Annotated in this window: 9 protein-coding genes; 7 read left to right on the top strand and 2 right to left on the bottom strand. The window is 41.9% G+C overall.

Features of this window, described 5'->3' with window-relative positions; genetic code table 11:
• The first annotated feature begins 156 nt into the window (after positions 1-156).
• The 4 genes from DWW52_RS06480 (at position 157) to DWW52_RS06465 (ending at position 7,515) form a co-directional block, all read left to right on the top strand.
• Entirely contained in the window at positions 157-3,684 is a 3,528-nt protein-coding gene (locus DWW52_RS06480; protein WP_158582507.1) for a SusC/RagA family TonB-linked outer membrane protein, read from the top strand.
• 10 nt (positions 3,685-3,694) lie between these two features.
• On the top strand, positions 3,695-5,206 hold the full coding sequence (locus DWW52_RS06475) for a RagB/SusD family nutrient uptake outer membrane protein (protein WP_118714648.1): 1,512 nt from the start codon (positions 3,695-3,697) through the stop codon (positions 5,204-5,206).
• A gap of 12 nt (positions 5,207-5,218) precedes the next feature.
• A complete protein-coding gene (locus tag DWW52_RS06470; RefSeq protein WP_148315339.1) occupies positions 5,219-6,199 on the top strand; it encodes a hypothetical protein in 981 nt (326 codons plus the stop codon).
• 122 nt (positions 6,200-6,321) lie between these two features.
• Complete coding sequence (locus DWW52_RS06465; protein ID WP_118714646.1) at positions 6,322-7,515, top strand: TlpA disulfide reductase family protein; 1,194 nt, start codon at positions 6,322-6,324, stop codon at positions 7,513-7,515.
• A gap of 71 nt (positions 7,516-7,586) precedes the next feature.
• On the opposite strand, the gene DWW52_RS06460 is transcribed toward DWW52_RS06465, so the two are convergent.
• Positions 7,587-10,019 carry a bifunctional UDP-N-acetylmuramoyl-tripeptide:D-alanyl-D-alanine ligase/alanine racemase gene (locus DWW52_RS06460; protein WP_118714645.1) on the bottom strand — a complete coding sequence of 811 codons (2,433 nt, stop codon included), beginning with the start codon at positions 10,017-10,019 and terminating at the stop codon, positions 7,587-7,589.
• Positions 10,020-10,594: 575 nt separating this feature from the next.
• Here DWW52_RS06460 and DWW52_RS06455 point away from each other — a divergent pair.
• The gene (locus DWW52_RS06455; RefSeq protein ID WP_118714644.1) at positions 10,595-11,059 is read left to right on the top strand and encodes a hypothetical protein; all 465 of its coding nucleotides are present in this window, start codon (positions 10,595-10,597) and stop codon (positions 11,057-11,059) included.
• 17 nt (positions 11,060-11,076) lie between these two features.
• Positions 11,077-14,445 (top strand): hypothetical protein, encoded by a 3,369-nt coding sequence (locus tag DWW52_RS06450; protein ID WP_118714643.1) that lies wholly within the window; start codon positions 11,077-11,079, stop codon positions 14,443-14,445.
• Between the two features lie 41 nt (positions 14,446-14,486).
• Here DWW52_RS06450 and cls read toward each other — a convergent pair whose 3' ends face one another.
• Positions 14,487-15,941, bottom strand: a complete 1,455-nt coding sequence (cls, locus tag DWW52_RS06445) for a cardiolipin synthase (RefSeq protein ID WP_118714642.1) — start codon at positions 15,939-15,941, stop codon at positions 14,487-14,489.
• A 167-nt stretch (positions 15,942-16,108) separates the two neighbouring features.
• On the opposite strand from cls, the gene prmC reads away from it, so the two are divergent.
• A complete protein-coding gene (gene prmC / locus DWW52_RS06440) occupies positions 16,109-16,963 on the top strand; it encodes a peptide chain release factor N(5)-glutamine methyltransferase (RefSeq protein ID WP_118714641.1) in 855 nt (284 codons plus the stop codon).
• Positions 16,964-17,051: the final 88 nt, after the last annotated feature.

Genomic DNA, 17,051 nt, shown 5'->3' with positions numbered 1-17,051 from the left:
TTACGAGCATTTTCCGCCATCAATGATAATAGATCAATAGGCTGAAGTTACGAGCAGCGCCTATTGGAATTACTAACATTCAACTACAAAGGTATGGAAAAAATTCTATTATGCCTTCGGGTTTATCGACCTCATGGGCAAAAATTCTGGAAAACAATGAAACTCTTTACTTTATTGATGTGCTGTATCACGTTTTCTCTTTCAGCGAATTGTTTTGCACAACAACAGAAAGTCAGTTTGAATTTGCAGGAAGTGTCAATTAAAACTTTGTTCGGGGAGATTCAACGTCAAACCAAATTGCATTTTATTTACAACACGGAACAAGCGGCCCGTTTGGATAAATTGACCGTGAAAGCCGAGAATGAAAGCGTGAAAAACGTGTTGGATCGTGTGTTTGCGGGGACTGGATTCACGTATTCTTTTCGGGATGATATTATCATGGTGCGGTTCGAGGGAGAGAATCCGGCCCAACAGGAAAACAAGCAGATGGAGATTAAAGGAGTGGTGAAGGATAAAAACGGTGAACCTCTTCCGGGGGTAACCGTTCTTATCGTGGGAACCACATTGGGAAGTGCAACAGATGGGAACGGGGAGTTCTTGTTGAAAGTTCCTGTTCAGGATAGTGTGGCGCTACGTTTCTCGTTTGTCGGGATGAAAACGAAGGATGTGACTTTTAAGAACGGTCAGAAACCGTTAACGATCATTCTGGAAGATGAATCTGAAAGTTTGGGGGAGATCGTGGTTACCGGTTATCAGCAGATCGAGAAACGGAATTTGACGAGTTCGGTTGTTACCGTGAAAACCAGTGAATTGAAGACGATCGGGGCTTCCAGTATCGAGCAGATGCTGCAGGGTGTTGTTCCGGGACTTTCGGTTGTAAATACTTCAGCAGCACCGGGTGCGGCACCGAAAATCAGAATTCGTGGTACGGCGACCATTTCAGGTAATGCGGATCCGTTGTGGGTTTTGGATGGTGTGATTCTGGAGAATTCAGTCCCGGTGACGGCGGCAGATTTGAATAGTCCGGACGTGATGAATATGTTTAATTCCGTGATCGGTGGAATTAATCCGAATGATATTGAAAGTATCACGGTGTTGAAAGATGCATCGGCAACGGCGATTTATGGAACTCGTGCAGCTAACGGGGTTATTGTAGTGACTACTAAAAAAGGGAAAGCTGGTGATTTTAATTTATCTTATCAACATACTTCGACCGTGAGTATACGTCCGCATTATGATGATTTTGATTTATTGAATTCGAAAGAACGTGTTGCGTTAACTTGGGAAAATTATGAGGATGGCTTGTCTGTTTGGGGAGGAGCGTATGGAGACGGGGGACCAGGATTGGAAGGCTTACTAAATAGCTATGCTCTTGGACGAATGACCCGGGACGAGATGAATCTCTTGGCCAATAAATTAGAACAAGTAAATACAAATTGGTTTAAAGTTTTATTTCGGAATGCCTACACGCAAACACATAATTTGAGTGTTTCCGGGGGAACAGAGAAAATGAATTACTATGTTTCTTTGAACTATAACGGTGAAGAGGGGGTTGATAAAGCAAGTGATTACAAGAATTATGGTGGAATGGTAAAAATTAATACCGGATTATTTCAAGGAGTTAATTTAGGTGCGATTCTTCAAGTTGATCGTCGTGACCGAGAAATGTACCATTCGTCCATCGATTTGTTCAATTATGCCGTTCGTACGTCTAGAGCGGTACCTTTGCGAGAAGAAAACGGAGATTTGTATTACTATTTGGGGACGGTTTTGGGGAGAAGTACTAAATTTAATATCTTAAATGAATTGGCAAATACAAGTAATGAAAGTACACAAACAGATATGAAAGGTATTGTCAATTTATCTGTCAATTTGTATAAAGGTTTGAAATACGAGGGTTTGTTTAGTTATGCATCTTCTCATTCCACGGTTCGGGATCATGCCACGGAAAAGAGTGCTTATGTCGCAGATATCAGAGGGTATGCGTATGGAGAGGGGGCGGATGAGGATATAGAAAAATCTCCATTACCTTATGGTGGAGTGTATAATGAAACTACTTATGAGCAGCGTTCTTCATTGATTCGTAATAATTTGACATATAAAGCTACTTTAACGAATAATTTGTCTATAGATGTGTTATTAGGACAAGAATTTCGAAATACAAATTATAAAGGTTTGGTGTCAAATACATATGGATATTTTCATGACAGGGGTAATACTTTTTACGAACCAGCGTTGGGAAAATCAACGGGTATTTTGAAACGGAATAAAGTGACAAGAAGTTTAGTAGATCGTTCCAATATATCTTATTATGGTGTACTTTCCGCCATGTATGATAATCGTTACGTGTTGAATGCAAATATTCGTTTTGATGGCTCGAATCTTTTTGGTTCTAACCCGAAATACCGTTATTTACCTTTATGGTCCGTGTCGGGAAGATGGATTATAAGTAATGAATCCTTTTTAGAAAATTGCAATGAAATTAGTAATTTGGCTCTTCGTGCTTCTTATGGTCTACGTGGAAATATTGTGGAAGATAGTAGTCCTTCGATTATTGCTTCCGCTCTTCCTCCTAATCCGGTAACCGGCTTATTTGAAATGGAGATTCAGCAAGCTCCGAATCCAGACTTGAAATGGGAAACAACGGCATCATTTAATGTTGGATTGGAAGTTGGGTTGTTTGATAATCGGTTGGTGTTGGATATTGATTACTATTTGGATAAAAGTAAAGATTTGATCGCTTACAAAGAAGTTTCTTCAGTGTCTGGTTTTTCGGGTAAGTATGTGAATTATGCGGATGTACGTAACGAGGGGATAGATATCGGATTGAATGGAACGATTATTAAGATGAAAAATTGGCGATGGACAGTTGCTTTCAATATGGGGTATGTAAAAAATAAAGTGACTAAATCCACGAGTACGGCTCAAACGAAATACTTGGTACAGAGTGTTTATACTCCGGGTGAAGTGTATAAAGGAAAACCTGTAAATGGTATGTTCTCGTATCGGTTTGCAAGTTTGGATGATCAAGGAATGCCTCAATTTTATAATAAAGAGGGTAAGGTCGTGGGGGTTTCAGATGATGAAATTGTGAACTTTCCGTATGATCTTGCTAATTTGAAATACGAGGGAACTCGTGATCCGATGTTTTCCGGGGGGATAAATACCAGGATAGTTTATAAAAATTTGTCTTTATCCATGTTATTTGCTTTTGGATTGAAGAACGTGGTCCGTTTACCAGCTAGGGCTTATGTCACAAGTCCGTCTGCGGATGAGAATGCGAATAGTAGTATTAAAGACCGTTGGCGTCCGGGACGAGATAACACGGGGAAAACGATTCCAGCCTTGTCTGAAGGAACAGGTTATATTATGACTGCGGATGGGAATTTTTATGCTACAGATTGGTATAATTTGTCTGATCAAACTGTTGTACCTGGTGATTACCTGAGATTCCGCAATTTGATGTTAGAATATCAGTTGCCTGCACGTTGGATGGAAAAAGTTGTTGTCGGTGGACGCAAATTGGGTAATGTGACTCTGAAGTTCCAGGCGCAGAATATATTTGTGATTGCAGATAAGCGATTGAAAGGATACGATCCGGAAACAATTAATTACACTACAACTTCTTATGGCTCATTACCATTAGCCCCGACTTTTACTTTTGGGTTAAATGTCAACTTTTAATTGAGAAATTATGGAAAAGCGATATTTATATAAATTACTGCTAGTGAGTGTTAGTTCTTTCCTTTTGTCTTGTAATGGGTATCTGGAAGAAATACCACAGAATAAACAAAAACTATCTACCACGGATGATTATGATCAATTGTTGAATAATGCTTATTTAACAAAAGCGGTCCTTCCTTATATTGATGTTTTAACCGATGATATGGACTACATTGCAGCAGATCGAGATCCCAGGTTTGGGAATGTTGCGGATAGTTATTTGGGGGCATTTATGTGGGATGATAAAATTGAATCTACATTAACGAATGGCGATGAAACTTTTGGGACCTTTTATAATAGTGCTTATAATGCGAATGTTGTTATAGATAATATTGACGATGCTATTGGTTCCGTGCTAGATGAGCAAGTTGTCCGGAAAACTCGCAATCATATAAAGGGAGAGGCTTATGCGTTACGTGCATTTAGATATTTCTACTTGGTGAATATTTATGCGGCTCCTTATGATCCGGCAACATGTGCGGTTACTCCTGGTATTCCGATTAATCTAGAAACGACGGCAGATGATAAATCTTATCGACGTGAGTCTTTACAAAAAGTTTACGAGCAGATTGTGGATGATTTGAAAAAAGCAATTTCTTTAATGGAAGAAAATTCGATGGATTTAGCGAAATCCAGATTTTCTGCGATTGCAGCTAAGGCTTTATTAGCTAGAGTGTATCTTTATATGCAGGAATGGGATCTTGCCATAGAACTTGCGAAAGATGTGATTACGACTAATCCAGCTTTGTTCGATTTGCGTGCGGCTGGAGAAAATCCCGTGATATATACGGAATCCCGGTTGACAGAATGGACGGAAGAGAGTATTCCGGGAATCGGTTATTTAAGTGAAGAAAATACAAATGTTCTCTTCGTGAATGGTATTAATGAGCTCTACATGATATTAGGTGGTAATACGGCCCAATCTGTTTTTTATCCGAGTGAAACTTTGTATAGTTCTTATGAGACGGGTGATGTGCGGAGATACTATTTTATGAGACGTAACACTAGGAATCGGATTCGTTATATGAAGAATCGGTATTATCAATTGAGTTACCTTAATTTTGTTGTACAATTGAGTTCCGAGTATGGGTACACTCGTGTCATTCGTACAGAAGAAATGTATTTGATCCTGGCAGAAGCTTATGCTCATAAATCTGATGGGATTGGAACGGCTGTGGGATATTTGAATACGTTGCGCGAAACGAAGTTTAGAACGAAAGATTTTGAAACATCCGGGAGATTGCATCCGGAAAACTTCACGCAAGAAACTTTGCTAGAGACAATCTGGAATGAAAGAAGAAGGGAATTCTGTTTTGAAGAACAACGTTGGTTTGATCTTCGTCGTACAACACGCCCTGCAATGACACATTATGGTTTGGTCAAGGATCCGGCTGTTTTAGAAAAAGATGATCCTCGTTACGTGTTGCAAATTCCTCAAAAAGAATTGAACGTGAATCCTGAAATTGGTGCTAACCCTAGATAAAATCGATTTGGTATGAAAACTATATATGGTATATTAATATTAATCGGGTGGATGGTCATTGGATATGCATGTAGCGATGACGAAAATTTATCCCCGGAATTTGAGTATAATGGTCCAATTCCGGCCATTGCTGACGGGCCTTCGAATGCTCAAAAAATCTGTTATGATTTATACAAAAAATATGATTATCACGTGTATTATACGTTGAGTGGTGATGATGCTTTGCGTACAAATGTCGGAACAACTCAAATAAATATGTTTTATTATCTTCCGGAGGATACATTTCCTTTAGAACCGGGAGATGAATTGACATCAGAATCTTTTTTGAAGTTATTGAAAACATTTTATGCTTATTTGCCGGAAGAGATCGTTAAGACTTCCAATTTAAAGAGACAGGTACTAGTAAAAGCAAATCTTTGGAATGATGAATTAACAAATTACTATGGATTTTGGATACCGGAATATTATGCGATAGGATTTACCGATGAGGCGCAACAAGGAATTATCTATTGGGGAGATATGAATGATGAGATTGGGGTACAACCGGACGTTTGGAAATATAGTATCTGCCTTAGTTTTTTCAGGACGAGAACTTCACTCTATTTTTACAAAGATTTACCTCTTCTCACGGAGTTTTCACAAGTTTCTGCTGGAAAATATTTGAACGAAATGACTGTAGATGAACAAATTGATGCGATGGATAATCTGATGGATTGGGAAACTTACGAGTTAAACGTAGATCTTTTGATGAATTTAGGTTTTGTACATGCTTATCCTTTTATGATGGCTTCGACTAAAAGTTATCAAAATGAAGATATGGCAACGTATGCAACCTGGATTGCTTGCAATCCTCTTGAAGAGCGACAAGAGATTCTGGATGCTTATCCGTTAGTAAAAAGTAAGTATGAACTTACTCTTAAATATTATAAGAATAATCTCCAATTGGATTTGGAAGCTTTTAGTAAGTTCTGGTTAAATCTGGAGGTTGAATAACAAATGAAAGGTGTATGTATTCCCTGTTCCAGTGCGGTATTGCATGGGGACAGAACGGGATAACGTTTTGATGGAGCTTTTAGGTGATAAGTTTGAGAAATAAATCTTTAAAATAAAGTCGAATGAAGAGATTACTGTATGGATTAATTTGTTGTGGTTCGTTGATGGCGTGCCAGCAAGAGGTTGGCTACCGGATTAACGGATCAGTGCCCGGTACCCCGGATGGAATGAAAGTGTATTTGTTTGATCAGAATACACCTGTGGATTCTGCGCTGACGAAAGACGGTAAGTTTTTATTGCAGGGTAAGGTGGAGGTACCCGCACTTTACGGGGTGTTCATTGATTTAACCCCAGATGTGAATGTGGATTACCAGAAAGATTTGCGGGGATCGGATATTTTTGTTGATAATTCAGATATTCAGTATACCTGTGCATCAATAGATTCTCTGCCTTCTCGCTTTAATTTTCAGAGAAAGGTTGCCGGGAAAGTGACTGTCTCGGGATCGCCGACGCATGACTTGTACATGAAATACCGGAATGCGGTAAAGTCAAGTAATATGAAGAAAAGTGAGGCGTGGGATAAGTATTTGAAGACCTACCATATCCCCGCGGGAGAAGGAACTTTTAATACCCGGGAGGGGATTGCGTTAGTACGGCAAATGGATGCGGTACAAAAACAGATAGAACAAATTCAGCAGGATTTCATTAAAGCTAATCCCCAATCTCCGGTTGCGATAGAGGTTGCCCTGGGCTTGGTTTATGGCAAGCAAATGACTAAAAAAGAGATGGATCAACTTCTTCAAAGTATTGATACATCATTATGGAAGGCCCCGGCGTACAAGCAATTGAAAGAATCAACGGGAAATCTTTTACCCGTGGCAATCGGGGAGAAATATCTTGATATCGAGTTGATTGATGAAACTGGGAAAACGGTGCGACTGGCCGATTACGTGAAACCGGGACAATATAACATGGTCGAATTCTGGGCTTCTTGGTGCGGGCCATGTCGATACGAGATTCCCCATCTACGTCACGTGTACGAAGCGTATGGCAAGGATGGTTTGAACATGATCAGTGTCTCGATAGATAATAAAGACAAGGATTGGAAGGCCGCGTTGAAAGAGGAGAAAATGAATTGGACTCAATTATGTGATATGAAGGGATGGCAGGGTGAAGTTGTTTCGAAATACAAGGTCATGGGAGTTCCTTTTAGTTTGCTACTTGATGGCGAAGGAAAAGTAATAGCCCGTGAAGTAAGAGGATCGGAACTGGATGTTATCTTGATTGATCGTTTGGGAGATAAATTTAAAGAATAAAGCTTCTCGTAGATTATTATACAGTGAAAAACTCCTCCCTGTTTCTGTTGAAATCGGGGAGGAGTTTGTTTTTATTCTTTGTAATATATCCGTTTTACTCGGAACGAGATCCCCGTGAGAATTTCGTAAGGGATCGTGCCGAGTTTATCGGATAACTCTGTAACGGGAATATGCTTCCCGAAAATCTCGACTTCATCTCCTATCGTGGCGTTCGTGTCCGTGACATCGATCATGCAGGTGTCCATGCAGATATTGCCGATGATCGGGACTCGTTGATCTTTCACGTATACTTCCCCGATCCGGTTGCTAAGGTGGCGATTCAGACCGTCGGCATATCCCACTGGAATCACGGCGATGCGTGAAGGACGAGTGGTATAACTCCTGCGGCCGTAGCCGATGGATTGACCTTCGGGTACATCCCGGATGGATGATATGTAGGTTTTAAAACTGCTCACGGGTTGTAAGTTTGCGTGAGCGGCACTAATGCCATGTAGCCCGATCCCGAGACGAACCATGTCGAAATGGTATTGCGGGAAGCGTTCTATCCCGGCGGAGTTCAAGATATGGCGCCATATTTTATAGTCAAATCGGGCTTGGATACGCTCGGTCATGCGCTCGAACAGATGGATTTGCCCCAGCGTGAATTCGTCGTGGACGGATTCGTCACTCCCGGCAAGATGCGAGAACAAGGAGCGGATGTACACGGAACGTTCCGATCGGAAAAAATCGAGCAATCGCGGGATATCTTGTTCATCAAAACCGGATCGGTTCATCCCGGTATTTAATTTCACGTGTACGGGGAAACGTTTGATTCCGTGCTTGTTCAATGCTTGGTTGAAATCTTCGAGAATATCAAGGGCGTAGATTTCAGGTTCCAAATTGAACATGATCATGTTGTCGAAGGCCTCTCTTTCCGGGTTCATGACTGCGATGGGAATGGTAATCCCTGCCGCGCGTAATTCGATACCCTCGTCGGCAAAAGCGACCATGAGATAATCCACCCGGTGATATTGTAATAGGGAGGCGATTTCCCGAGAACCGCTTCCGTACGAGAACGCTTTTACCATGACGGCGATGTGGGCGTCCGTGAGGGAGCGGAAATGGTTCAGGTTGTGTACCATGGCATCCAGATCAACTTCGAGTATGGTGCCGTGTGATTGTTTTTGCAAGAATCCGGCGATATATTCGAACTGGAATACGCGGGCTCCTTTGATCAGGATAACTTGTTCTTTAAAGTTTTCCCTTTCTTCCTGACGGAGGAATTGTTCCGTGTCCTCGTAAAACCGGGAGTTATTCGGGAAATAGTGGCGATGTTCGCTAAGGTGTTGGCCGATACCGATAAACAAGGAGATATTTGCTTGACGGAGCATTTCGGCGATAGCGGGATACAAATTGCTACCTTCTTTTCCGGTATCCATGAAGTCCGACAGGATGACAACCCGTTCTTTGGAAGCGTCTTGTGTTGCCAGCGTGTTCAATGCCAACTGGAAAGAGGAGGGATCAGAATTGTAATAGTCGTTGACCAACGTGCAATTGTTTATGCCTTCTTTGATCTCCAATCGCATGGCAATGGCTGAAAGACGAGCCACCTTTTCCGTGATCTTTGACGGTTCCTGTTGTTTCAATAATAACACGCATACAGCGTTCATGCAGTTTTCGAAAGAAGCAATATCGGCAAACGGAATTTCGAGTACGAATGTTTTGTATTGATAGGTAACCTCAACTTCCCGGTGAATCGAATTCACGTTTAGTGTTTTCACTTGGACATTGGCCGTGTGGTTTTCTCCCCAGGTTAGGAACGAAGTGGTTGGCGGCACTTGAGTTTTGATGAAGTCAAGGGCTTCACCATCTTGCCCGATAATCCATTTGCAGGAAGAAAATAATAATGCTTTTTCGGCTAGTTTCTCTTGTTGGGAGGAGAAATTCTCCGCGTGAGCGTCTCCGAGGTGAGTGAAGATTCCCATGTTTGGGCGAATCATTTGTTGCAAGCGCTGCATTTCTCCTCTTTGGGAGATACCGGCTTCGATGATGGCTATGTCGGCTTTCGGGGCTATTCCCAATAGAGATAGGGGTACTCCCACCTGGGAGTTATAACTGCGGGGACTCCGGTAGACGAAATAGTCGTTGGCCAATAGTTGGTAGAGCCATTCTTTCACGACGGTTTTCCCGTTACTCCCGGTGATCCCGATGACTTCGGCTTGTACTTGTTGGCGATGGTAGGCTGCCAGTAGTTGCAGGGCGGCCAGAACATCGGGCACGATAATGAAATTCGCTTCCGCTAATTGACGGAACGAGTCCCGGAATTCGCTGATCACGAAAGCCCGAACCCCGTCAGCGTAAAGCGTGTGTATATAGTCATGAGCGTTGTGGTTATTCCCTTTTAAGGCAAAGAACAAGGTGTGAGCCGGATCAACAACAGAACGGCTGTCAATGCTGTATTCTGTAATTTCCACGGGTGTTCCGGCATGTAAAGTACCGTTAATGATTTCGGCAATCTCTTTCATAATGATTGAAAATTGAAAATTGAAAATTGAAAATGAAAGATTTACAATTTTCAATAGTGTTGTTTTTACAGAAACAAAGCTACGGATTTTAGGGGTTAGATTTACACGGGGAATGAAGAAAATTTCCAGCGAGGATTAATTGGCGTGTATTGGCTTGAATTGGCATGGGGTTACCGTTACGATGATAAATATGGATGTTTTTATTATTGTGGCGGATTTAGGGGAGGTCTAATAGAGTTTGGGGGGTGTTAAGGGAGAGATAAGGCACCACAAGCGTATGACAGACGTTTTGCCTACAGTTTATAGCCGTTTGGGGACTGTGTTTGGGCTGTAGAACGAATGTCGGAGACGGGGTTGTGAGAGCTTATTTCTCACTTATCACTCCTCATATTGGGTTTGATTTGAAAAATAAATATTGCTGATTTTTGATGTATATTATTATTCATAGTTTTGAATTTTATATAATTGAAAAAAATGCAAATAAACATATCGTTTTTTGATTTATTTTTTGTAATTTACACTGCACTAAGGAGGGTGATTATTTTCATTACATTACTAATTAAAAATAGAAAGTTATGAAAGGAATTATTATTAAAAAAGTGTTTTTATTAGTTTTGCTTATAGGTGCAGTGATGCAGGTATTTGGTTATCATGTATATCGTGATGATTTGGTAAGCATGGAAGTTTTAGCGGATGACGGGAGGAGAATTACGCCAATTTGTAAACTTATAGAGGTCTTTGAAGAAGGAAGTCAATATTACGTGTGGGAAGAAGAAGGGCGTTTACAATTTGAATTTTTAGATGCAGGTGAGTATATTTTTGAAATAAGTGCGATCGGGTGTTTGGCTCAGCGTATTAATATAACAGTGTCGGAGGAACGTAGAGGAGAAGTTGTGGTTCTGCCAACTATGGTGTTACTAACCAGTTTGCGTGGAACAATACTCGTTTGGAATGAACAAGAAAAAGAAAATGATTTTTTTATTTTTTGTAAATTGTTAGCTTGCGTGTTGCCTGAAAAATGGATTTTTTCGGTTAGCTAAATCATTAATACAAGGATATGCGTGATATTATGACTGTTGCAAAATACGAGGGGCTGGCGACGGCGAGGAGTGTTGTATTTCGTGTCCTTGCATGTGTAATATTGCTTGTTATTGTTTTGATACAAGTATTTATGCAAGGAAACGGTATGGCATATAATTGGACGATGGTAGCGATGGCCTCCTCCATGTCGCTTGTAAACGCTTACTTTTTTAATATAATGCAAGCATTTCTTGTTATTTTTCTGGTATCGGATTATCCTGTTAGGGAATCTAGACGGGGAGCTTTGGAATGTATTCATGCCCGTCCTGTAAGTAACGGACATTACTTGTTAGGAAAGTTTTTGGGTACGATAGGCGTGTTGCTGGGCTTGAATATCTTGATAATCTTGTGTTGTTCATTTTTGAATTTGGTTGCGAGTGAAGCACCATGGAATCCTTTGGTGTATGTGTTTTATTTTTTTACCTTGACGATCCCCTCTTTAGTTTTTTGGGTCGGGTTAAGTGGATGGATTTCATTTATTCTTCGGGGTAATAAAGTGTGGGGACAGGTTCTTTTATTAGTCTTGTTGGGGCTAACGGTAGTGGTGTTTCCGGATGTCATTCATGGTTCTTTAGATAGTATGGGAAGCAAGATACCTAATTTCTTTTCCGCGATAACGGGGCACGTGGATTTGTGTTTTTATTTGTTACATCGGTTTGCTTTTCTATTTGTAGGTATAGGATGTGTTTGTATGAGTGTTTGTAAGTTGAAACGATTGCCCAATTCGTTAACGGAAATTTCTCGTTGGAGGCGAACGGGGTATTTGTTGGTTGGGCTGGGAGTAATGTGCGGTGTGATAAGAACATATTCTTACTACCGGACAGGTGTGATGCGAGAAATATTTCGCAATACTTATACTGATTACTGGCAGGGAGGAACTTGTCGGGTGGTGGAGCATGATATTATTTATCGACAGACGGGAAAGTGCCTGTCGTTGAAAAGTGATATGTTGCTCTGTAATTCCGAAATGAAAGAAGTGCCACGGGTTATTTTGTTTTTGAATCCGGGTTTAAAGGTGACATCGGTAAGTGAGAATGAGAAACAATTAAAGTTTTTTCGGGATCATCAGGTTATTGTTATAGATCGGAAAATGGTGGGAGTGGATTCCGTGAGGTTACATCTTGAGTATACCGGAGAGATTGATGAAAGATATTGTTACCTGTCCGTGCCGGACGATCACTATTATGATAGAACAAGAGAGGATCCATTCTTTCAGTTCGGGAATCGTTACTGTATGGTGGATCACCGGTTTACCTGGTTGCCTCCGGAGTGTGGCTGGTATCCGGTTGCTTTGATGGATAGTCCCGTGAATCGAAAGATTGTGAGAAGAAATTATACTCGTTACCGCTTGACGGTAATCGAGCCGGAGCATCCGGTCGTGTTGTCTCAGGGGGTACGGAAACGGAAGGGAGATACATTACGGTTTGTGAATCCAAATCCATTGGAAGGGATAAGCCTTTGTGGGGGAGATTACGTGTGCAGGCAGGTACAGACCAGTGGGTTTGTGATAAAGTTATATTGTTTTAGGGAGAAGGATTTTGTCCCGCTTTTTTTTACCCGCTTGAATGAAAAGGATGTAAGGAATATCGTGGAAAATCGTTATGGTAATTTGCATGTGGGTAACTTGAATGGAAATGGGAAGATTGCCGATGTGCTATTGCGTCATGATTGGTGTTCTTCACCTGAAAGTAATTTGATTTTAGCGGAAGTTCCTTTATCAATAACTTCGTACGGTGATCCGATAAGGGATAAGAGTGCCTTGGTTCAACCGGGAATGATCTTTTTTCCGGAACGGGCGATTCGGGGAAAATACGTGGAAGCTCCCCGGCAGTATAAAAGATTTGCGATGGGAAAAGGAAAAAGATGTGAAGGAAATGAGAAATGTGTGGAAGAGAGTATGTTCACTGATATGATACTCAATTTTGCCTCTACAAAAGGACAATCTTTGCGGAATCCCTTTCTTTACAGGTTTACAGGAATTGATAGTCGTCCGGGGGAAAAAACAGAGGGTTTGCTTAACGCTTTGTCTTTGTTGCAAGAGCCGGATTTATATATCAAATCGGAACATTATCCGGTTGTGGATATACTCTATAAAAAATGGCTCAGGGAGGGACGTGACGAGAAAAGAGTGGGATATTCTCTTTTTGCGAACAAGGAAGATCAATATGTTTACGAGTATTTACAATCTCATAGTTTAAAAGATGCTTTGAGTGATGCTACCTTACCCCCGGATGTCTGGGAACGGATTTTGGATATGAAATCCCGCCAACTTTTGGGCGTGTTAGAAACTTACACTTCCCGGGAGCAATTATGGCTTTTCTTGAATCAGTTTCGTGGACATAACAGGGGAGAGGTGGAGCTAAAACAATTTGTATCGGAATTAAGAGATTCTTTGAATGTGGATATTATGACGATCCTTCCGGGGTGGTATAATGAATCTTGTCCAGATGTCGTGTATCAGGTAGAAGACGCGTCGATTGAATGTATTTTGAATGAGGGGAAGCGGGCGACAGTCGGGAAATTTAAGATATGGAACAAGGGGCCGGGGAAAGGTGTGGTATCTGTTATTTTTGCTTCGGAAGACAGGGGAAGGGAAGAACGGCGTCTTTTTCACTTGGATGGGGGAGAATGTAAACAGGTAAGACTGTTTTTAGGATCAGCGGGTTATTTTGTGATTGATTTGGGAATATCGCAAAATATTCCGGGGTTTGTTCATGTTGAAATGGATGTTTTGAACGATGGGCGATATTTTGTTCAACAGACGAACGATACGTGTTACGGTATTTTTGATGCGGAAAAATCTGCTTTTGCTCCTGCGGAAGGGGAGATTGTTGTTGATAACGAGTCTGCGGATTTTCAACTGGTGTCTTTACCGGAAAAGTGGTTACAGAAAATATTTCCGAATAAAGCGGATGTAGTTGCCCGTTCATCCGGGGGGCCCAAGGCTGGGGTGTCGAAATGGACGAAATCCTATTCGGGGGTATATTGGGGAGATACAATCCGTAGCATGTATTATAAAATGGGAGGACACGGGGAATGTCGGGCGGAATGGACCGTCCCGATAGAAGAACCGGGAGAGTATGAGGTGTTCACGTTGATTCATGAATTTTTGAATTATGAACCATCGGAGGCAAAGGAACTTCAATATTTTTACACGATACTTCGAGGAGAAGAGCGGCAAGAGGTTGTTCTGGATTTAGGAATGAGGCAAAGAGGATGGGTTTCGTTGGGGGTGTATCATTTGGATAAGGGAGAAACGAAGGTGATTCTTGATGATCGTGGGGAGAAATGGCACTTTATATGTGCTGATGCCGTGAAAGTATCCAGGGTAACAAGAGATGAATGACAGGGAATCCTGGCGGATGTCGTGGGGGGGTATTTGAAAAATTAGAGTAACGGGGCGAAGAGCCGGGCTAGAGATTCCCGGATTTTATCCCGTTTCGGGCGGAATTTCCATTGGTGGAGGCTGACCTCGGAACTTTCTTTCAGGTCGTTGAGAAAGTCGGCGCCGAGTTGACGGCTGACGTTGCGATCGTAGATGATGAGGTTGACTTCGAAGTTTTGTTCGAAACTACGAATGTCCATGTTGGCAGTTCCCACGGAGGAAACAAAGCCATCCATGACGATGACTTTGCTGTGATTGAATCCTTTACGATATTGGAATACCCGTACGCCGGCTTCCAGTAGTTCTTCAATGTAGGAACGGGTACACCAGTATGTCAATAAAGAGTCTGATTTGTAAGGAATCATGATGCGGACATCGACGCCACTCATGGCGGCGGTTTTCAGCGAATTGATGGTGGTTTCTCCCGGCATAAAATAGGGCGTGGAGATGAAGACGTACTTCTTGGCCATGTTGATTAGCGTGAAGTAAGCCTGTTGTATGGAGGTCCAGTCGCTATCGGGACCGGAAGCGACGGTTTGCACCACGACATTCCCGTCCACTTTTTTGTTGGGGAGGTATTCCGCTTTATTTAGCAGAAGTTCCTGACGGACGAAGTACCAGTCGAATAGGAAAACGACTTGTAGAGAGGTTACGGCCTCTCCTTTCACTTTTAGGTGGGTATCCCGCCAAATTCCGATACCGGGCAAGCCATGCAGGTATCGGTCGGCAAAGTTCAATCCCCCGATGAACCCGGTATCCCCGTCAACGACCACGATTTTCCGGTGATTCCGGTAATTTACTTTGTTCGTGAAGAGGGGAAAACGCACGGGAAGGAACGGGTAGATTTGTATCCCGGCCGCTTGCATTTCTCGAATATAGGATTTGGGTAATTTCCATGAACCCACGTCGTCATATATCACCCGGACTTCCACGCCTTCCTTGGCTTTGGCCACGAGTAATTCTTTCAATTTCCCCCCGAGTTCCCCTTTGTCGATAATGTAATATTCGAGGTGAATGTATTTTTTTGCTTTCGCGATAGCCTTGAAAATGGAACCGAAAGTTTCTTCCCCGTTGTTTAGTATTTCTATGGTATTATTACGGGAAAGCAGGGCTTTGCTGTTGTTCAGGAGTAGGGTCATCAAGGGTTTGACGGCTTCCATATCTTCTTTTTTCAGCAATTCGGCCTTTTTGATACGTTGTTTCTGGTCTTCGCTCATGTATTGCAACCACTTGAAGTCACCCAGTCCTTTCATGGAGAACATTTTGATCTTCCGGTAATTCATCCCGAAATAGATGTAGAAGAGCAAGCCGATACCGGGGAGTAGCACGAGTACGAGTATCCACGCGAGTGTACGTACCGGATTTCTATTTTCCAGTATGATCGTGTATATGATCGCCGAGATCGTGAGAATATACAACAATCCTCCAAAGTCAATCGCAATACCTTTCCAGTTCACGCAATAAATTTAGTTCGCCTTGGGCGAGTTACAAGTTACAGGTTCGCAAGTTACAAGTTAAATTTCATCCTACGAACCAATATTCTTTCATAATTTTGATTAAACAATTATACTTTTCATATTCACTTCCGCGTTGTCAATTTTCAATTAAACCGTATCTTTGTTTTATGAATACGATGTTTGATTTACAACGATACGCATTACAGGAGCTAAAAGATACCTATAATGAGCATGAAATAAAAAGTTTATGCACGCTCATCTTTTGTAAGATGTTGCATTATACAAATATAGAAATACATCTTAAAAAACACGAATTTTTAGCAAAAAGCTTTATTGATAAATTTTGCGGGATCGTGGCTGAGTTGAAAACGGATAAACCTATTCAGTATATATTGGGAGAGACGGAGTTTGCTGGCGTTGATTTCCAATTAAATAGCGATACGTTGATCCCTCGTCCGGAAACGGAAGAGTTAGTGATGTGGATGACGGAATCGGGTTTGGAGTCAGGGATGAAGGTGCTGGATGTTGGTACGGGAAGCGGGTGTATTATCGTGTCGCTGGGAAAATTGGTGAAGGGATTGCAGTTGTACGGGGTGGATATTTCACCGGAAGCCGTGCGGCAAGCGAGTGATAACGCTCGGCAAAATGGAGTGGAAGTGGAATTTGGGGTACGTGATATTATGCATTACGAGGAGTGGGAGTGGGCTCGTTTTGACGTGATCGTGAGTAATCCGCCTTACGTGAGGGAATCCGAAAAAGCTTTGATGCATGACCGGGTATTGAATTACGAACCCGGTCGGGCTCTGTTTGTCTCGGATGACGATCCGTTGCTGTTTTATCGAAAGATTGCCGCATTCGGGCTGCGTTATCTGAAGCCGGAAGGGTTGTTGTTTTTCGAGATCAACGAGGCATTTGGAAAAGAAACCGTTCAATTACTCCGGGATATGGGATACCGGGAGGTGGAATTACGAAGGGATATTAATGAAAGGGAAAGAATGGTTAAAGCTAAAAAGGGTTCATAAAGTCCTTAAAGTCTATAAAGTCTGTGGATCCCGGCCTGGCGCTTTGTTTACGACAGTTTGTGCTGTCGACTCTCGGAATCAATTCATT

Origin of the sequence: Odoribacter sp. AF15-53 (assembly GCF_003479425.1) — a bacterium.
Taxonomy (GTDB): Bacteria; Bacteroidota; Bacteroidia; order Bacteroidales; family Marinifilaceae; genus Butyricimonas.
This window is presented reverse-complemented; position numbering and strand designations above follow the sequence as displayed.